Genomic DNA, 20,002 nt, shown 5'->3' with positions numbered 1-20,002 from the left:
CCGCAACGCGTGAAGCATCAGTTGTTTGCAATGGAATTTCCAGAACTCGGAATTCCCGCAGGATCGACAACGATGGGATACCACAACAGTAGGAAGTGGTCTTCAAGGATCCTCAATAGCCGCGATAGTCGCGCTATTTGCTCAGATCGACGTGCTGGCCCAGGCCCTGCTCCAGAGCACGCTCATATGCCAGTTTCCCGACAGCAAGATCGAGTGCGCCAATCCCCACCGAGTTGAACAGCGTAATCTCTTGATCGTCGCAGCGTCCGGCAATCTGCCCAGCTACTACCGCACCGAGCTCCCCCGCCGCGCTTTCATTGGTGATGGCGCCCTCGGCCAACGCCAGGAGATAGTTGCCGGATTTAGCCTCAGCGGTACCCCAATGATCCACAAAAACGCGCGCACGGGCCATGCCCTCGGCATCAATTTCGCGCTCGCTGGGACGCGGACGTGCTCCCACGGCATTTATGTGCTGCCCCGAGCGGAACCACCGACCCGCGATAATTGGCTGCACCGACGGAGTCAAGGTGCACACAACATCGCTGAGCCCGATGACCTCTTCAGGACTTGCGGCCGCTTCGACTTGGAGGCCATACCCGGCCACAGCAGAGGTGAATTCCGCTATGCGCTGGGCCGTACGGGACCACACAACGATCTTTTCAACGTCCATTACGCAGCGCAGCGCAACGACGTGTTCCACGGCAAGGTTTCCGGCGCCCACTAGCCCAAGGACCTTCGAGCCCGCACGCGCAAGGTGCCGCGTGGCGACCGCGGTAGCCGCGGCGGTACGAATCCGAGTGGGCACCCGGCCGTCGAGAATGGCCAACGGAGAGCCGGTCACATGATCCGCCAGCATAATCAACGACCGCTGCGAGGGAAGGCCCCGCTCGGCGTTAGAGGGAATATCGGCTAGTAGCTTGACCGATGCCAGTGACGGCGTGGCTGCCACCGAGGGCATGACGATGAAGCTGGAATCCACCCCGGGGACCCCCATGGCGGATGGGGCTGGCTGGGTGGCAGTTCCAAGAGCAATATCGCAGAAAATCTGGTCTACGGCTTCGACAGTGGAAGGCATATCAAGCACTTCGTGAAGCACTGAGGCACTAAGCATGAGGGTCATCAGGGACTACTTTCAGAGCGAAGGGGTTTATTTAAACTCACCTTAGCTCATTTGGTATCCCAAAAAACAGACTTAGACATGCAAAATCAGTGTCTTTAAGTGGGTGTTCGATATTACCAATGGGTATGCGTATACCAAATAATGTCCATTTTTCGATCTGGACGCGGAACCGCTGTCCTACGGATGCCAGTTGATTCCGCAACCGCGCCACTCACGCTACGCCTACGCCAGCATGTGGTCGCCGCAGGAGCGACGCCCGAAAAGCTTTCATCATGCGTAGACGCGCGCAAATTCCGTGTCGGCCACGCCCGGTGTTGCCCGGTTCATCAGCAACAGATCGTTTGCTTCGACGGGATCACCCGCATCCCTGCAGGATGCCTGCGCCGGGTGGAAATTTCTCGAAACTCGCAGGAAACCGCCCTTCCCACGCCGCAGAAGTCCTGAAATCATCAAACGAGGTCAGACCAAGGACTTGACGCCGCTCGTCCAAGTGATAGCTATCCGCAGCCGCTTCTGCCAGCGGACCGCTACTGGCTCTCCCTGGCGGTTGAGGAATCTTCACGGGCTTGTTTCTCGGTGACGCTGCCACGGCTGGTGGACAGGTGCTGTTGAACCAACTGCTGCAGGCGGACAATATCGCGCCCAGCGATGGCTTCATAGAGTTGCTCGTGCTCCTCGGCCATCACTTCAAGTTCGTCATGCTGGGCCAACAGCCAGCGCATCCGCGAGGCGAGCGACCCCTGCACTTCGCTGAGCAAATCGTTGCCGGCCAGTTGGATCACCACCTCGTGGAAGCGTGCCCCGGCGCGGCGAGCAGTGATATAGTCTTTCGCCCTGGCCGCGACGAGCTCCTCGTCAAGCACCTCGCGCAATTCAGCCAACCCGTGGCGGGTATGCCGCTGGGCCGCAAGGGAGAACGTCACAGTCTCCAGGGCGCTGCGCACTTCCAATAGGTCAGCAATGTCCGGTGCGGTGAACTCCCGGACAGTGGCCCAGCTCCTCGGCCGAGGAGTAACCAGACCTTCGGAGACCAGTGCACGTAAGGCGTCGCGGATGGGAAGCCGGCTAACCCCCAGCTCGTCGGCCAGTTCGCGTTCGACCAGCCGGCTGCCCGGTGGGCGCACACCGTCAATGATCTCGTTCCTGATGCGCTCGATGGCGCGGACGGATTCGGGCTCAAAGTCCTTGTCGGTCAATCCATTCCCTACTTCCGGTGCTCTTTGGCTCTATCCTAAGGGTTCAACCCAATATCCAGCCCTGTGTTCAAAGTCCATTGTCCAGCGAAGTATCACCGGGCAGGAAATCCTACATCGTTTTGCGCCTGGCCGGCCCTTCGAGTTTCAGCGGTGGCCGACGGGCTTGCGAAGATTTAGCCGAGTCGCGTTTTGCCACCATGCCAGAAAACTGGTCGATCGCACAGTTACACTCAACGATGTGGAGATCCATCTGGCAGCCGCCGACGAACGCTCAATTTCTATGAGCCGAAGGACTAGCAGGGCAGCGCAACGTGTTGAGTTGCAGCTCCGAATATCCGGGCACGGCATAAGAACTGATGGCCGAATAGCACGCCGGCGCAGAAACACCGGTTTACCTGCCACCGTGCGAATTGGCTTCGATGTGGATATATCCCGATTTACCCAGCTATGTGCCAGCACGCTCTGAAACCCCGAACCAAAGTTAAATTCATCCGCTGCCTGGTCATCGAATACAGCAAATCCTGGAGGCGCCAGCTCGTACTGACACAGGTCAGAGCTACGTCATGCATCCCTCTGCCGCCTTAGCCATGATGCCGCCGCGTTTGTATTCGATACGCCCCAGCCCGGCTCCGCTTGAGTCCGATTCGCGGCCGTATTTGGGGCAGATAGATGCCAATTTTCATGGCGCCACTCGAAGGCGATTTCGCAACAAGGTGCCGCCCGTCCTTGCAACGGCAAGTACCAGCGCTACTGCCCCAACAGTTGGTTCAATGTGAATACACCTCGTTGCCTCAGCGTTTCTGAACAGTCGAGGAACTTGTGAGTCGACGCCTCAGTCATTCACTGCGGTTGCGCAATAGAGTTCTTAGTCTTCGTCCACACATAGGCTGAGTGGAACTGCCACTACTCAAGGACGGGTTTTTCGTTGCCTCGCCGGACATCGTTTGTGAACTTGGCTAATGGTTACATTCTCATTTTAGATAGCGTATGCATGGGCATGGGCATGGAACTATTCGATCCATCCACGTTGCGCGGCAGCCACACCCAATTGAAACCGGGTACTGACCTCAGCACGATTCATCAACAGCTGAAGCCGGCGCTGAATGGTTCGCAAGCTCACCGATAGCTGCCCGGCCATCGCCTTGTCGGTAATTCCCGCGCGCAGCAAAACAAGAAGGTGACGGTCTATCTCGTCGAGCGACTCCGCCGTTCCCAAATCATTGGCCGGCAAGTAGGTTGGCTGCGCCTGCTTCCAGCTCAATTCAAAGAGGGCACACATTGCATCCAATAGTCCGCTGGGACGGATCAGCAATGCACCAATTTCGCTGTTTGCCGCTGATTCCGAATTCAGCGGGAGCAGAGCCAATTCTCGATCTGCGATGAGCATTCGCAACGGAAGAGAGTCGGTTGCGCGGATTTCCTCACCCGTCGCTGCGGTCATGGCAACTTGATTGGCAAAGCCGGGTTTGTTGAAGGCTTGGGATTCAACAATCACTTTGTATTTAACACCGCGCTCCAAGGCCGCGCCCTCGTCGGTGTTGTCTTCGGATTCCACCACCGTGACGTCCGGTTTCACCATGGCCCACACGGTTTGCTTGGCCCCGCGCTGCAGCTGGGCGAAATGCTGGGCTACGGCCTGTGGCCCGCGAACTATGTCAATGACATCCAGCCCGGCCCGGCCAGTCGCAGCCCTCTGGAACAAACCGTTCAAGGCATGAAGTTCGAGTTCGGCCCTTCGCAGGTCTTGCTGCTGTTCCACGATGAGTGAGCCAAGCGCTAATTCCGGAGGCGAGGCGATGAAGTGATCCAGCGTCGCAATCGAACGTGCGACGAGCCCGAGAGTTTCCAAGGACTCCAATGTCAGGCGCACATCGCCAAGGTCCGCTTCGAGTATTTTCGCGAGGTTCTCAGCCGCGGCGGAGGGCAATTCCACGAGCTGCCGATAGGCACGCTCCTGCAGTTCATTAAGTCCTAACACACTTAGCATCATTGCACCTTTACGACAGACTCTCGGATGAACCGTGGTGACAGAAAGTAGACATGGCACTTATCCGTCATTGCGCATCTTATCGACGTTTGACACATTTATGTCAATAGCTACTCCCATTTGGTCTCCGAAAGGTCGTCATGCCCCGCTATAAACGATTACCCGCAAGTGCCGTCGCACTTGCAGTTGGCGCCAGCCTGCTCGCATTTTCCACACCCTTGGCTACGGCCTCGCCGCAAGGTCCGGGTAACACCATTGTCGGCCAGCACAAGGGCGAACGGCCACAAGCGGTTACGCTCATCAACGGCGATACCATACAGGTCACCATCTCCGCAGACGGAAGCCCCTCGGCCATCTTGCCTACCGGCAGGGATTACTTCACGCGCATTCTCAATGAAGATCTGTATGTAATTCCCGCCGACGCGCAGGACTTGATTGCAGATGGAGTGCTTGACCCCGAACTGTTCAACGTCACTGGGCTGATCGCCCAAGGCTACGCCGACGCAGAATCCACAACCCTGCCACTCATCATGCAGGGGAAATCCTCCTCCTACACCCGGGCTACCGGTCTCAACGTACATACTTCCCTGGAATCCATAGATGCCACGGCACTGACCATGGACAAAGCAACATCCGCTAAAAGCTATGACCAGCTGCTCAATTCCAAGGCTCGGGCAGCCAGCACCGTCAAGAAGATATGGCTGGATGCCCGGGTTTCCCCAAACACGGTTGCCCTAGATCCCGCTACCGGCGTCGAGCAAACCGGTGCACCGCAAGCCTGGGACTTGGGCTTTGACGGAGAAGGCACCACTGTGGCCATTCTCGATACCGGCTACGACAAAGACCATCCGGACCTAGTCGGCCAAGTGGCAGGTGCCAAGGATTTCACCGGTGAAGGCACCGATGACAACCAGGGCCACGGAACCCATGTGGCCTCCACAGTGAGTGGTTCAGGAGCCGCCGATGCCTCCAAAGTTGGCATGGCTCCCGAAGCGGACCTACTCATTGGCAAGGTTCTGGGCTACGGCGGCGGACAGTCTTCCTGGATTATCGCCGGCATGGAATGGGCTGTTGACCAAAAAGCCGACGTGGTCAACATGAGCCTGGGCTCCGATGTGCCCACCGATTGCACCGATCCGATGTCGCTGGCCAGCGAAGAGTTGTCCAAGCAGAGCAAAACCCTCTTCGTTGTGGCCGCAGGAAACGCGGGCGCCCGTGAAACTGTCAGCGCCCCAGGCTGTGCCGAAGGGGTACTCACCGTCGGAGCAGTGAACGATCAGGGAGAGCCCGCAGCATTCTCTAGCCGAGGTGCGACTTTGGGCGGACACCGGGTGAAGCCAGATCTGGCGGCACCGGGCGTGGACATTGCCGGTGCCCAAGCAGGAAGCACCGACGGCAATCGGTACACCCAAATGTCCGGCACATCCATGGCCAGTCCCCATGTAGCCGGCGCCGCCGCACTGGTACGCCAAGCGCATCCCGACTACACGGCACAGCAGCTCAAAGCCGCTTTGGTCTCCTCCGCCAAGCAAGAGGCCGTCGGCAATGTCTATGCCCAAGGCAGTGGTGAACTTTGGACTCCAGCGGCAATCGACACCCCACTGACCAGCGATGTCAGCATCGAACTTGGCGATTTCCCCTGGCCGCACGATAAGAGCCAGAGCTCAACTCGGCCGGTGACCTACACGAACAGCTCGGACAAGCCGATCGAATTGACGCTGAAGCTTCAGGATCTCACCGGAGCCGATGGCAAATCCGTTCCGGCAAGCCTCATCAAGCTCAGCGACAGGACCCTCACGGTACCGGCCAACGGCACTGCTACCGTAGATGTAACGGCCAGCGGCAAGGCAAACAACTTGCGCGAGGACGCATACGGCGAAATCGGTGCCCGCATTGTCGCTACCCAAGCAGGCTCCGAGAATGCCCGTGCGGTGACCGCGGTCGGGTTCTGGCTAGAGCCAGAGACCGTCAACGTGACCATCAAGAGCATTGACCGCAATGGCGACCCAGCCACACGGGGCTTCCTCGACCTGACCGACATGCACCAGCCAGCGCGCACGGCCGAGTACTTCAGCGGTGAAGATCTGGAATTGCGACTACGCACCGGAGAGTACCTCCTGACCTCGTACATCAGCACCATCGATGGCGAAGGCAATAATTCCTACGCTTATGTCGGTCAGCCGCAGATGAACTTCACCGAAGATACAACCGTTGTTCTCGACGCCCGCGAAGCCACCCCGGTCACCTTGGACGGCGACCGGCCAACGGCCATCCGGTCGGGCTCCCTCGGTGTGGACCGATCCTGGGATGACTACTGGCGTGTCGCCAGTTCGGTCGTCGCCACCTCGATCACCGACCTTTATGCCACACCCACCGACAAAGTTAAAAATGGAACGTTCAGCTTTGGCAAGTACTTGCGTGCCTACGCACCGGAAGTACCTGAAGAGAAAAGCCCTTACCTCTACAACCTGGCGTTCACCGAAGAGAACAGGGTTTCGAAGAACCAGCATCACCAGATTCCCGATTCATCACTCGGAAAGGTCGAAGAATCCTGGTACGCCCAGGGCGAGCAGGCCTGGAACGCCGAAGATTGGGCACGTATCATCCCGTTCGAAGCCGGAGCCAATCCGTTCTACGCTTCCTCGGGTTCCGACGTTTCAACTCCAATAGACCGCACGGCTTTCTACACCGCAGATCTGCAGTGGCAGCAACTAGCTCAATCAGGTCCCTACAATCAGTTCCCGGAGATCTGGTTCGACCCGGTACGCACTTACCCGGCAGGATCGAAATCAGAGGTCGACTGGTTCAAGCTGCCGACCAACACCGCAATGGCCGTTACAGAAAACGGAGCACCTAGCCGCGTCGCAGAACGCCAGGGCAATCTGGTGGGCTTCAGCTTCCCGCAATGGAAAGACAGCGAAGCCGGACGCACCGGACTTGGCGGCTTGGCCGATATCGGAAAGCTCTCCATCTACGAAGATGACAAATTACTGAGCACCTTCCCCGTGGCTTCGGGCGCAGTCGAGGTCGGCGCCGGCAAATCAACGCTCAAGGCTGTTGTTGACCAAGCACGGCTTCGCCGGAGCGGGTACTGGGATCTGGGCTTCCATACCCAAACCACCTTCACCTTCGATTCGCAAACACCGGATACCAACGAAATTGTGCCGCTACCCATCGCGTTGCCAATAATCGATGCCGAAGTTGACGGTTTCAACCGCGCAACGCCGCAGGCGGATTTCCCGGTCTCAGTGGATCTGCTGGGCCAGAACGGCTACGACCCAGGCGGAATCTCCGAAATGACCGCCGCGGTCAACTATGACCGGCACCAACAGATCGATGAAGGCGCCGTTGGCGATTACGAATGGACCGAAGCCAAGGTGGTGAACCACGACGGCCAGTGGCAAATCCTGGTGGATAACTCGCTGGCTGACGAGGGTTTCGTGTCCCTGCGGATCAACATCGAAGATGAGCACGGCAACAAAACCGAGCAGATCATCGAGAATCTGTACGGTGTGAACAAGTAAATAATCGCCACTGCTGGCCCGGTTTTGTCTCTCGGCAAACCGGGCCAGCAGTGGTTTAAACAGAAGTTCGGCAGATATTGGATTCTCAGCATGCGGACCTCAAAAGTCACCGCCGTCCGTCCAGCGTTAGCCAGCCTTAAACGACGCAGCGCACCTGCTCTCGCCGTATCGGTCTGAGCAGGTGCGCTGCGTTGCGCAAGAAACCTACTTCGCGTTCTTAGCTTCCGCGGCCACCGCGGCGGCAACGGCCGGCATCACACGGTCGTCGATCGCCGAAGGAACGATGTAATCCGCGGCGAGGTCCTCGCCGACCAGATCGGCGATCGCGTGTGCCGCGGCCACCTTCATCGCCTCGGTGATCTTCTTGGCGCCCGAATCCAAGGCACCACGGAAGATCCCGGGGAAGGCCAGCACATTGTTGATCTGGTTCGGGAAGTCGCTGCGTCCGGTGGCCACCACGGCCGCGTAGCGCTTGGCAACCTCCGGCATGATCTCCGGAGTGGGGTTCGACAGGGCGAAGATGATCGCGTTCTCGTTCATCTTGGCCACCGCTGACTCATCAAACTGCGAGGAGGACAGCCCGACAACGACGTCTGCTCCGTCCAATGCCTCGGCGAGGCCGCCCATGACGTCTTCACGGTTGGTGCGTGCCGCCAGTTCCGCCTTGACCGAGTTCAGGTCATCGCGGTCGCGGTGGATGGTGCCGCGCGAATCGAGCACAATCACATCATCAACGCCTGCCTGCAGCAGCAGGTTGGTGACCGCGACACCGGCCGACCCGGCACCCGAAACTACAACCTTCAGCGAGCTGATTTCGCGCTTGGTCTGGCGAGCAGCACCGATCAGGGCCGCCAGCACCACCACAGCGGTGCCGTGCTGGTCATCGTGCATGACCGGGCAATCCAGGGCTTCGATCAGACGCTTTTCAATTTCGAAGCAGCGCGGCGCCGAAATGTCTTCGAGGTTGACCGCGCCGAAGCTTGGGCGAAGGCGGATCACGGTTTCGACGATTTCATCTACGTCGGTGGTGTTCAGCACCAGCGGGATCGAATCCAAGCCGCCGAATTCCTTGAACAATGCGCTCTTGCCTTCCATCACCGGAAGCGATGCGGCGGCACCGATATCGCCGAGGCCGAGGACAGCGGTGCCGTCCGAAACGACGGCGACCATGCGTGAGGCCCAGGTATGGGTGGCGTGCATGGCTGGGTCATCGGCGATCGCCTGGGAAACCTTGGCTACGCCCGGGGTATAGGCAATGGAAAGATCGCGCTTGGAATTCAGTGGCATCTTCGACTGGACGGTGAGCTTGCCGCCAAGATGGGCGTTGAAGATCTCCTCGTCGGTGATGGTCTTTAGGTCTTTGCTGGCTTCAATAGACATTGAAATACTCTACTTTCAAGAAAGTTCTGAATGACGAAAACGCCGTACCCACGAAACTTGTGGCATAGCGTAGGAACGCGCATGACCATTCATCCGACCGCAAAGGAACCCGAACCAACGCATTTAAGGTGGACATCAGGCTTCCATCTACACAATTCCCGCGGCGTCGTTGCCAGGTAAGGCGAAACGCTCCGTCGCGGTGTGCCGGATGATGGTTGGTCAGTACTTTCTTTAGACCTACAATTTCCACCATACGGGAACCGCTGAACGTGGCACAACCCCCGTTCGTCGCATTCGGTCTTATCAGCAGGCGGGAGCACCGATTGAAACGACAACGCTCCCGCCTGCTCATAAGTTCCAAGCTAAGCCGACGCCACGGGCCTGACTTGGGCAGATGATAGATTCACCAATTCTTCATTCAACGCCATTTCAAGTCGATGCTTGAGGCCCTGAGCCTGTTGCAAACCCGCTAGGTTTTCCATCTCGTCATAATCGTTCCGATGATCATAGAGTTCGTAGGTATCGGTACCGAAATACTTAGTCAGCCTCCCTTCGGGGGTGATGACCGAGCGCATGCGAACCGGCGCAGGCAGTCCCTCCAGTGAAAACGGCTGGTCCTCTTCGATCAGCAAAGCGCGTGCACCGTCGCCGACACGTAGCTCACCGTTTTCTGACAGGCTCCGCCCCTGGATTCCTCGGAATGCTGGAACCTGTGCCAGATCCATAAATGTCGGGGCCAGATCGGCGCTGGAAATCAAATCGGCCCTGTGCTCTGCGACCTTCTGCCCGGGCATGTGAATCAACAGCGGGACCCTCGTGACGGCTCGGTAATGGACGAAGTGCTTGAGCATCAATCCATGATCGCCGAAGAGGTCACCGTGGTCGGAAGTAAATACCACAATGGTGTTATCTGCCTGCCCAGTTTCTTCCAGAGTCTGAAGTACTTCGCCAATTTGCTCGTCCATAAACTCGATCAGGCCATACTGAGCGGCGGCTGCCATCCGATATTGCGTCTCCGTCACCGAAAACGTCATGGTTGGATCTCCGTTGGGTTGCCCGCGTTGAGCGATCATCTTCCGAATGTGCTCTGGAGAACGCGAATGGTCTTGGCCGAATCCAACCGGAAGCGACAAACTGTCGGGGTCGTACCGACGCGAGTATTCACGCGGCGGGGCAAAGGGATGATGCGGGTCGGGAAAAGAAACGAACATGAAAAAAGGATCGTCTTCGCCAGCTGCTTTGCGCACCTGCTCGCTGGCCTTCACCCCGATATACCTAGTCGGGTGTGCAGAGGCAGGAATCGATGACGTATAAACTTGTTCCCAGCTATCAAGCACATTGGTACCGGCTTTTGAGCCGCCCAGCAACTCGGGATCTATGCCTTGTTCGCGGGCCCAGTGAGCCCAATGTCCGCCCGGAGCATCGCCATGCCCAATGACAAGGTCTACATTCTGATAACCGTAATAGTCTTCGGGCATCGGAATGAACGAAGCAGCATGACGTTCCCGGTTTTCACACTGATCCCAGCCTGGTTCTCGGAGTCGGTTAAATGCATCGGGCAATCGAGGGTCCATCAGCCCCGGAGCACTGGCCCTGATCTGTTCAAGCTGTTCTGGCTCAAAGTCCCATCCCATGTTCTGGTGGTGTAATTTTCCTACCGCTGAGGTTCGGTATCCACAACTGGCCAGTTGGCGAACAAACGTCGAAGCCTCGGGATCAACGGGAATACCGTTGTACTGCGTGCCGTGCGCGCTCGGCCAGCGTCCTGTCAGCAGGCTGGCCCGGTTGGGCATGCAGGTCGGATTCGCCACATGTGCGTTCTCGTACACGGTGGACCGTTCTGCTAACCGATCGAGGTTTGGGGTACGCACTTCATCATTTCCATATGCTCCCAAATGGTCTGCACGTAGTTGGTCAGCAATGAAAACTAGAATGTTTGGGCGCGTCACCTCTGGTCCGCTCATGATTCGGACTGCCGAATCAATGACAGGACCTTCGTGCGCAGACCGGAGAATTCCGGTAATGCACGGCTGGTGATCTGATTGCGCGGCTGGGGAAGATCGACGGGCAAGACTTCGAGGACTTGGGCCGGCTTGTTGCCGATGGCAACAATTCGATCCGACAAATAGACAGCTTCGTCGATATCGTGCGTGACGAGCAAGATCGTCATTCCTAGCTCATCGCGGATCTTCAGGCATAAGTCCTCCAAATCGAATCGGGTCTGCGCATCCACCGACGCGAATGGCTCATCCATGATCAGGATCTCCGGGCGATAGGCCAATGCCCGAGCGATCGCCACACGTTGCTGCATCCCGCCCGAGAGCTGCCATGGATAACGTTTCGCTGCGTGGGACAGTCCTACTTCATTCAGCGCTTCCTCGATCCGAGTGCGAACCTCGGCCGCTGGGAGATGCAAATGGCGCAGCGGCAGGAGCAGGTTTTTCTCAACTGTCAGCCACGGCATCAGCGACCGCGAGTAGTCCTGGAACACCAACGCCATCTCGGCCGGTGGGCCGGAGACTTGGTGTCCATCGATCTTCATGGTCCCGCCGCTTGAAGGCTGAAGTCCTGCCAAGCACTTGAGCAGGGTGGTTTTGCCGACGCCCGAAGGCCCAACAATGCACACCACTTCGCCAGCATGTATCGAAAACGTCAGGTCTTTGATGACCTCAACGGATTTCGGTCCGTGTCCGTATGTTTTGGCAAGGCCTTGAACTTCTAGTCGCGCGACAGGTGTGGACCCTGCTTTGGGCTGTGTAGTGGTGGGGATGGTGGAGTTCACGATACCTTCTCCATTTTCTTGGATCCGATGTACCAGGACAGTGCCCGGTTTTTGACGAGGTCGAAAAGGACGTTGCTCAGAAAGCCGATAAGGCCGAGTAAGAGTATCCCGGCCCACATGTCAGCAGCCATGAAGGTCTGTTGCGCAAGCAGGGTCATCGCGCCGATGCCCTGTGCGGTGCCCATCATTTCGGAAGCGATCATCACAATGAATGCCACTAATAAGCTAACTTGCATGCCTGCGGCAATCTGTGGACTGGCCGAGGGCAGATACACCGACAGCAACCGGTCTTTGCGATCGAGCCGGTAGACGGTGCACACGTCTTTCAACGAAGCATCTACAGCCTTGATCCCATCCATGGTCGCGATCAAAGTCGGGAAGACCGCAGCGATCACGATTGATGAAATGCGCATCTGGTCGGTGAAACCGACCAGAGTAATCAGGATCGGAACCAGAGCCACCGGCGGAATACCACGTAGCAGGTGCAACGATGGCTCGAACAAGACGCGCAGAACTGGCACCGTAGCAAGGATGAATCCGATGACCACACCGAGCACCGCAGCCAGGGCGAAGCCGATGATCAAGTTACGCATGCTCGGGATGATGTCACTAACAAAGTGTTCAAAAATCCATAAGTCGGCAAAACGAACCAAAATATCACTCAACGGCGGGAAAAACGCATTGGTCGACTGGCTGGATGCCTTGAACCACGCGAGGATCAGCACAAAGGGGGCCGTGATGGCCAAGGCTAGGTTGAATAGGTGGCGTTTCACTTTACGTCCTCCCGGAAGGCCGGGTGCCAATGAAGCACACGTCGTTCGATCATGCTCGAAAGATTCTGGGCAACGAGCCCCAACACACCAAGCACCAGAACCAGCGCGTAGGTTTGCGGGAAATCCCCGGCAGACTGGGAACGATAAATCGCGCTTCCCAAGCCCGGCGCTCCGCCGAGCAAACCTGCAACCACCACTATGATCAGGGCCGCGGGGGCTCCGATGCGTACGGACGTACCGATGTAAGGCGAAGCTGATGGAAGGGTGACGCGCAGCAGGCGTTCGACACGGCCCATCCCGTAGGAACGGGCAGTACTCAGCGCCACCGGGTCGGTGTCGTTTACTCCCGCAATTACCTGGATAGTGGTTGACAGGACGGTTCCGAGCAGCACTAGGACGAGTGCCATGGTATTTGTTGGGCCCCAGATCATCACGCACAGCGGCAGCACGACGATCGGCGGTATGGGCTTGAAGAATTCGGTTACAGCCAGAGTTGCATATCGCACCCAATCGATGGTGCCGATCAGAAGGCCGAGCATCACGCCGGCAACCACCGCGATGACCATGCCCAAGACCGCGAGCCAGATAGTGGTGAAAGTGTCGGTCCAGAATTCGGGATTACCGAACAGGGCGAAGAGCTCGATCAGTGTTGCGGACACCGTTGGAAGCCCATTCCCGAAAGTTCCGCGGATCGCGGCAAACTGCCACAGCCCGAGTAGCAAAACAGCACCGAGGATCCCGAAGCCGAACTTGGCTGCTGGCGACTCGTAGTTGATTCCACGAGCCTCATTCTGCTTGCCGGGCTTTTGCGAGAGCGTCTGCCCGTCTCGTCTACTGGGCACCGTGGATGAGCGTTTCATCAAGCCCCACCTCCTGGCTCAGGTACCCAAGGTTGACCAAGTTGGAGTCGACACGCTGCAAGTCCTTGAGTTCAACGCTGCTCGGCCAGTACGGATCGGCGCCGTTTTTGATAGTTTCCAAATCGAGGCTGGTAATTTCTGAAGCCAGTTCGTCCATCTCATCCAGGTGTTCGTTGGCGTAGGCGTTTGCCCTATAGATAGCGCGTTGGAAGCCGGCAACGCTTTCGGGTTCTTCGGCTATCTGCTTGGCCCCAGCCACCCACAGCCCTACGGCCCCTGCCTCAAAAAACTCGATTCCAGGGCTTCCGAGCAGCTTCATTCCCTCAGCTTGTGCGTTAGTGGTGAAAGGTGCCACCAAACCGGCCGCATCGACGCGTTCTTGCTGCAACGACTGCAGTGAGCTGGCAGGATCCAGCACCATCCAATTGATGCTCGCGGGGTCTCCCCCGTCCTTCAACACCATGTTGGCCACGGTGACCTCAAGCTGTGCCTTGCGGGCGGGCACTGCAATCTTTTTGCCCGCTAAATCGCGCGCGCGGGCAATGCCGCTATCCGGCCGTATGAACAACCCCGTATCATCGGATTTTCCCGGGTCCTTGTCTTCCAAGGCCTCTGTTGCGTAGCCGTCCGCTGCCGCAATGACGTTTAGTTCTATATTCTGCGAAAGTGCGTTTATGAGCGGGATCGACGGGGTGTAGGCAACATCGAGCTGACCGGATTGAGCCGCGGCTATTCCAGCAGGCGGATTCGCGACAACCGTTGTCTCCACGTCCAAGCCCTCCTCGGCAAAGTATCCCTTGTCGATGGCCGTCTGGATAGCGGCGTCCGAGCCAATCCCGATGACACCGACGGTGAACTTCTCCATCCCCCCGTCTTCTCCGTCGGCGGTGCCGCTCCCTGCGGAGCACGCCGTCAGAGACAGGGCCAGGGTGAGGGTCGTAGCTGCTGCTAGAGCTCGTTTTTGCATTTTGGTACCTTCGATGTCTTTCTCAATTGAGCGAGTTAAGTCGGTACACCACGTCGCCGTCGACTATGGTGTGGGTTGTAGGGTTCTGCGCAAGTTGCTGGATGTCCGTCGAGAGCGGGTCGCGCAGGATACAAAAATCGGCGACCTGACCCACTTTGATGCTTCCTTTGTCTTGCTCCGCGTGGTCCTGCCAGGCTGGTGTCTGGGTCATCATGGCCAATGCCTGTGCCAGACTGATTCGTTCACTATCGTCCGCGCCCGGTCCCGCACTGGTATCGCGGGTAACCGCCGAGATGATGCTGTTGCGCCAGTCCGGATTGGTAACCGGCGCATCGGAGGCCAACGAGGCCGCTACTCCCCGCAGTGCTGCCGTGGCCAGTGGCTGCTGCATGGTGAATCGATCTGGCCCTAGTAGCCGACGTATGAGCGTGCCCGCTTCGGCACGGATTTTTGGGTTGGTGCTGTATCCCATGCCGGCTCGTTGCACCCGGTCCAATAGCTCAGGATCCCGGAAGGCGCCGTGGATGATGTAGTGGCGATTTCCCCGCGGCCCGGCTTCGACATCGAGCTGTTCCACCGCTTCAATCAGAGCTTCGGTGGCGGCGTCCCCGGTCACATGCACCCCGGCTTGCAAACCAGCCGCGTCGATCTCGGAAATGATTTGTCGAAATTCTGCGACTTTTTCCGCGTCACTGTTCCCCCGGAGCACGAGGGCGCCATGCCCATGTCCGCATGGGAGTTGGTATTCGTCGTGGAACCACGAAGTTCCCGAACGCGGGATACCATCGGCGAATACTTTTACCCCCGCGATGCGTAAGCGAAGTGGATCTATCCCTTTCGCAATGGTTGGAAGATCTCCTGCCAGTCCGCTTCGCACTGCTGCCAGTGATTCACCACCAGTGCCCGAAAAAAGTAGCAGGCAGTTCAATCGCAAACTAAGCAGCCCCTCGTGAGCCAAATCTGCAAGAATCTCCAACGACTGCGTGCCACAGCTTGCGGCCATCAAGGTGCGGCCGCCGGGTCCAAGACCTGGTTCCGTGAGCGAAGTGATCCCGAGAGAGTGCAGCTCTTGTTGGTGTTTTATGAAGGCCGTACGCAGCTGATCTTCGGTGAAACTAGGCAGCCCGTCGTTTACCAGCTGCATGGCCGCATCGCCGAAGAGCCCGCTGGGTGAACCATCCGCGAGTCGTCCAATCACCCCACCAGGCACAGGTTCATCTATGCGTTCCAGACCCAAGATCTTCAAGCCCACGGCGTTTACCAGGAGTTGATGGCCCGTCGTATCGAAGGCGACTACTGGCCACCGGCTGTTAGCTTCCAGCAGTAGTTCGGAGTCAACGCTACCTAGCCGGACTTCGTCCCAGCTTGCGGCACGTATCCAGCCGCTGGCGTCGGGTTTGGCCGTGTCCAGGAGCTTTGCGACCTCGGTCCAGTTCGCTGCGGTCGCCACCGAGAGGTGTGCGTGGCGGATCATCGCGCTGGCGGAGAAGTGCAGATGCCCGTCGTTCAGTCCCGGCAGGATGGCTCCTCCACGAGCATCGATGACCGTGGTTTCCGGCCCGGCCAGGCGAAGCAAATCTTCATCTCCAATGGCAATGATCCTGCCATCCCGGACGGCTACGGCACTGGGCCGTCCATCGCAATGCGCAGCATCGATGTCGGCTGCGAGTCCGATGCCAGGAACTACACCCGAGTGGATAACCAACTGAGCCAGTTCGTCAGCCATGGGTCCCCCTTTCTTCCAATTTCCAGCATGCCATGTGACGCGAGTAACAACTCCAAGTAGTATGTCGTATGACTTAGTCATTTGACCAGCTTTGTGGGAAAATTAATTTAGGCAGCCTCCATGAAGGGCCCCAGCCGATCGGCTAGAGTCCAAAAGACAGTAGTGATTTGGGACAGGAACTATGGCGCGCATATCAGTTGAAGACCGCAGCAGGCAATTCATCGAAGCAGCGGCACGCGTAATTGCCTCGGAAGGGATCGCAGCAGCCACCACCCGGCGCATCGCCACCGAGGCCGGCGCGCCCTTAGCCGCGCTACATTATTGCTTTCGCAGCAAAGATGACCTGCTAGACGAGGTCTATAACCACCTCAGCCGCGACTACGCTCGTGATCTGGACCCAATACCCGATTCCGTGGGCCTTGACGAAGCCGTAGACCTGCACATACATCGCGTCTGGCGGCGCATGCTCAACGCACCTCATGAACAGGTCACGACCTTCGAGCTGCTGCTACGCACCACTCGCCTTGCCGACCCCGAAGACATTGCTGCATCCAACAAGATCAACCGGTCAATGTATGAGGCATGGGTTCAGTCCACCAGCGCTGTTTTCCGCAAGGCCGCCACCAGCTCGAACACCGTTTTGAAAGCTGACGTTGAGACAGTCTCCCGCATGCTAATCGCCAGCATCGACGGCATCAACCTTCAGCATCTTTCGGATCCCGACCTAGATCGCTCCGCACTGCTCATCGACCAGCTATGCGCCACCATCAAGTTCTTATTGCACTCGCAAACAAACTCTTCGGATAGCTGATGGCTTGCTGCGCGCCTCGACGCAATGAACCGACGCCTAGCCCACCCGGAGATGCTATGCAGATACCGGCCTGCACAATCATGAGCGACCGGCCGATGCGGCTGGTCGACGTGCCAGGCGGCACCTTCATGATGGGCGACCACTTTGATGAGGGGTATCCCGCCGATGGCGAGCGTCCGGTTCACCGGGTATCGCTGCCAACGTTCAACATGGATGCATCCCCGGTTACCAATACCGAGTTCTCGCGATTCGCACTAGCCACTGGATACGTCACAGAGTCAGAGCAACTTGGCTACTCGGCTGTTTTCCATGCCTACCTGAATGCACCTGCGAAGGAGGTCATGGGGAAGGTGGAAGGTACCGACTGGTGGTTAGGCGTGCGCAACGCCAGCTGGCGTCACCCCACTGGTTCAGGCTCCCACTGGCAGGATTTGCCAGATCACCCCGTCGTGCAGGTTTCTTGGAACGATGCCTTAGCCTACTGTCATTGGAGCGGCAGAACCCTGCCCACCGAAGCGCAGTGGGAATATGCCGCTCGCGGACTAAAGCCAGGGCAACGCTACCCATGGGGAAATCAACTCACCCCGGATTCGGTCCACAGATGCAATATTTGGCAAGGCAATTTCCCGCGAGAAAACACTTTGCAAGACGGTTATCTCGGAACTTCACCAGTGGGCAGTTTTCCACCGAATCCGCTGGGACTCCTCGATATTGCTGGCAACGTCTGGGAGTGGTGCCAGGATTGGTTCCTGCCCAAGTACTATCGCAATAGCCCGGAGCTAAACCCCCAGGGGCCAACTATCGGATGGGGCCGGGTCATGCGCGGAGGATCCCACCTTTGCCACGAATCTTACTGCAATCGATATCGAGTTTCCGCCCGAAGCTACAACACGGCCGATTCCGCCAGCAGCAACACAGGTTTCCGAACAGTTGGCCTGCCCGCCTAGGCCAGTCGCTCGCCACCACACCTCACTTCGGGCAAGATGAATACATGGCATCACCTACTTCCGCTCTTGGCCGGGTTCGCACCTTTGAAGCGCTGGATGAGAAAACTACGCAGCGGCTGCATCGCGCCCTAGCGGAGTCCAGCGACACTACGGTCTTCGTCAATGGCACGGCACTGCAGCTACCCAAGGACGCCCATGACGCGTTACTTGAGGTGCTCAATCGATTCGCGGCAGGCGAGTCCGTCAGCATCGGGACAAGCGAATTATTGCTCAACACCTCGCAGGCCGCGCAGATGGCTGGGATCTCGAATTCCTACCTGCGCAAGCTGGCCGATTCGGGCATTATTCCGGTGGAGTATCGCGGAACGCACCGACGCATCCGACCTAGCGACGTTCAAGCCTGGCTGGATCAGCGCCCGGCAGCGGGGTCCGAAAACAAGGAATAGCACCAAATACAAGGTGCCGGTTCTTGTCATCTGGTAAATTTCCTGCTGGAATACCAAAGTAGCCTAATAGAAAACTTTGCTCGCATGCCACCGCATGCACAATTGTTCTTCCCGTTACCCACGGGCAGATGCCGGTCGAGGAGGACCATGTCAACGAATCAGTCAGTCGACGCACTGCGCACGACGCACGAAACGCTTTTCTCCGATAGAGCTGCCGGGATCAAGCAGTCCGCGGTACGCGACGTCTTCGAGCTGTCGTTGGATCCTTCGCTGGTTTCGCTGGCCGGCGGCAACCCTTACCTCCAGGTCCTGCCACTTGAAAAGATTGGCGAGATCTCCAAGCGGATCATCACCGAACAGGGCCATGTCGCATTGCAGTACGGCTCGGGACTGGGTACTCCAGAATTGCGGTCGCAGATTCTCGAAGTCATGGCAGCCGAGGGAATTACCAACGTTTCGGTAGAAGACGTTGTCATTACCAACGGTTCGCAGTCGGCGCAGGACATGGCCTGCAAGGTATTCTGCAACCCCGGCGACACGGTACTGTGCGAAGACCCTACCTACGTGGGCGCGCTGAACACCTTCGAGGCCTATCAGGTGAAGGCAGCCCCCGTGCTCACCGACGAAAACGGTTTGGTTCCGGACGCGCTACGGACAAAGATCCAAGAATTGCGTGCGGCCGGCGAAAAGGTCAAATTCCTTTACACCATTCCGAACTTCAACAACCCTTCTGGCATCACGCTGGCCGCCGAGAGGCGCCCAGAAATCGTGGACATCTGCCGCGAAGAAGGCGTACTGATCCTTGAAGACAATCCTTACGGGATGCTGCGCTATGAAGGCGAAGCCGCCCCGACCCTGCGCAGCCTGGACGAGCAGAACGTCATCTATATGGGATCCTTCTCCAAGATCCTCTCCCCTGGGTTGCGCATCGGCTGGGCCGCGGTGCCAACGCACCTGTTCCGCCGTTTCTACCTGGCTGGCGAGGCGGTGGCGCTGTGCCCGCCAACGCTCAATCAGATGATCATCAGCGCCTACCTCGAAGAGCATGACTGGCGCGGGCAAATCCAGACCTACAACGAGCTCTACCGTTCGCGACGCGATGCAATGCTCGAAGCCTTGGCCAAATATCTTCCGGCAGGGATCACCCATACGCACCCCGAGGGCGGATTCTTTATCTGGCTGACCCTTCCGGCCGGAATCGATACCTATGAGCTATTGCAGGAAGGCGTGAAAGCCGGCGTGATATTCATTCCCGGCGCCGCGTTCAGCTCCTCGGAATCGGCTCACCACAAGCTGCGCTTGGCCTTTTGCGCGGTGGATGAACAGACGATCACCGAGGGCGTGCGTCGCCTGTCGGCGCTGCTGGAAACCGAGATTTCGAAGCTGCTAAAATAGTCTGCCCCTAAGTAAAAAGTCAAGGGATTTTCAGCTCTGGAACGTCATAAAGTGAGCCGTCTCGGATCATGGCAAATAGAACCGTGAG

At 57.9% G+C, this 20,002-nt stretch carries 15 protein-coding genes; 5 read left to right on the top strand and 10 right to left on the bottom strand.

Translation table 11 applies throughout. The annotated features are described in order from the left end of the window. Positions 1–133: 133 nt before the first annotated feature. The 3 genes from CQ015_RS12675 to CQ015_RS12665 form a co-directional block, all read right to left on the bottom strand. A complete protein-coding gene (locus tag CQ015_RS12675) occupies positions 134–1,111 on the bottom strand; it encodes an ornithine cyclodeaminase family protein (protein WP_258138507.1) in 978 nt (325 codons plus the stop codon). Between the two features lie 536 nt (positions 1,112–1,647). After that, positions 1,648–2,316: a GntR family transcriptional regulator gene (locus CQ015_RS12670; protein WP_219844308.1), complete on the bottom strand. Its 669-nt coding sequence runs from the start codon at positions 2,314–2,316 to the stop codon at positions 1,648–1,650. Positions 2,317–3,325: 1,009 nt separating this feature from the next. Then, positions 3,326–4,294 carry a helix-turn-helix domain-containing protein gene (locus CQ015_RS12665; RefSeq protein WP_181150416.1) on the bottom strand — a complete coding sequence of 323 codons (969 nt, stop codon included), beginning with the start codon at positions 4,292–4,294 and terminating at the stop codon, positions 3,326–3,328. Between the two features lie 149 nt (positions 4,295–4,443). On the opposite strand from CQ015_RS12665, the gene CQ015_RS12660 reads away from it, so the two are divergent. Beyond that, positions 4,444–7,827: a S8 family serine peptidase gene (locus tag CQ015_RS12660; RefSeq protein ID WP_105650252.1), complete on the top strand. Its 3,384-nt coding sequence runs from the start codon at positions 4,444–4,446 to the stop codon at positions 7,825–7,827. Positions 7,828–8,031: 204 nt separating this feature from the next. On the opposite strand, the gene CQ015_RS12655 is transcribed toward CQ015_RS12660, so the two are convergent. The 7 genes from CQ015_RS12655 to CQ015_RS12625 form a co-directional block, all read right to left on the bottom strand. After that, positions 8,032–9,207 carry an NADP-dependent malic enzyme gene (locus CQ015_RS12655; RefSeq protein WP_105552846.1) on the bottom strand — a complete coding sequence of 392 codons (1,176 nt, stop codon included), beginning with the start codon at positions 9,205–9,207 and terminating at the stop codon, positions 8,032–8,034. A gap of 362 nt (positions 9,208–9,569) precedes the next feature. After that, positions 9,570–11,171, bottom strand: a complete 1,602-nt coding sequence (locus tag CQ015_RS12650) for a sulfatase (protein ID WP_105650251.1) — start codon at positions 11,169–11,171, stop codon at positions 9,570–9,572. After that, on the bottom strand, positions 11,168–11,989 hold the full coding sequence (locus CQ015_RS12645) for an ABC transporter ATP-binding protein (protein ID WP_258133881.1): 822 nt from the start codon (positions 11,987–11,989) through the stop codon (positions 11,168–11,170). The genes CQ015_RS12650 and CQ015_RS12645 overlap by 4 nt, the downstream gene beginning before the upstream one ends. Continuing rightward, a complete protein-coding gene (locus CQ015_RS12640; protein ID WP_105552844.1) occupies positions 11,986–12,762 on the bottom strand; it encodes an ABC transporter permease in 777 nt (258 codons plus the stop codon). The genes CQ015_RS12645 and CQ015_RS12640 overlap by 4 nt, the downstream gene beginning before the upstream one ends. Next, positions 12,759–13,622 (bottom strand): ABC transporter permease, encoded by an 864-nt coding sequence (locus CQ015_RS12635; RefSeq protein ID WP_105650250.1) that lies wholly within the window; start codon positions 13,620–13,622, stop codon positions 12,759–12,761. The genes CQ015_RS12640 and CQ015_RS12635 overlap by 4 nt, the downstream gene beginning before the upstream one ends. Continuing rightward, a complete protein-coding gene (locus tag CQ015_RS12630) occupies positions 13,594–14,589 on the bottom strand; it encodes an ABC transporter substrate-binding protein (protein WP_105650249.1) in 996 nt (331 codons plus the stop codon). The genes CQ015_RS12635 and CQ015_RS12630 overlap by 29 nt, the downstream gene beginning before the upstream one ends. 22 nt (positions 14,590–14,611) lie before the next feature. Next, entirely contained in the window at positions 14,612–16,315 is a 1,704-nt protein-coding gene (locus CQ015_RS12625) for an amidohydrolase (RefSeq protein WP_181150415.1), read from the bottom strand. Positions 16,316–16,496: 181 nt separating this feature from the next. Here CQ015_RS12625 and CQ015_RS12620 point away from each other — a divergent pair, with 181 nt between their 5' ends. From CQ015_RS12620 to CQ015_RS12605, 4 genes are all read left to right on the top strand, one after another. Next, positions 16,497–17,126, top strand: a complete 630-nt coding sequence (locus tag CQ015_RS12620) for a TetR/AcrR family transcriptional regulator (RefSeq protein ID WP_105552840.1) — start codon at positions 16,497–16,499, stop codon at positions 17,124–17,126. Positions 17,127–17,182: 56 nt separating this feature from the next. Then, positions 17,183–18,073, top strand: a complete 891-nt coding sequence (locus CQ015_RS12615) for a formylglycine-generating enzyme family protein (protein ID WP_258138465.1) — start codon at positions 17,183–17,185, stop codon at positions 18,071–18,073. A 44-nt stretch (positions 18,074–18,117) separates the two neighbouring features. Continuing rightward, on the top strand, positions 18,118–18,519 hold the full coding sequence (locus tag CQ015_RS12610; RefSeq protein WP_105650246.1) for a helix-turn-helix domain-containing protein: 402 nt from the start codon (positions 18,118–18,120) through the stop codon (positions 18,517–18,519). A 147-nt stretch (positions 18,520–18,666) separates the two neighbouring features. Beyond that, on the top strand, positions 18,667–19,914 hold the full coding sequence (locus CQ015_RS12605) for a PLP-dependent aminotransferase family protein (RefSeq protein ID WP_105650245.1): 1,248 nt from the start codon (positions 18,667–18,669) through the stop codon (positions 19,912–19,914). Positions 19,915–20,002: the final 88 nt, after the last annotated feature.

This window comes from Arthrobacter sp. MYb221 (assembly GCF_002979835.1).
Taxonomy (GTDB): domain Bacteria; phylum Actinomycetota; class Actinomycetes; order Actinomycetales; family Micrococcaceae; genus Glutamicibacter.
The sequence above is the reverse complement of the archived record's forward strand: the minus strand, read 5'-3'. Positions and strand labels throughout refer to the sequence as shown.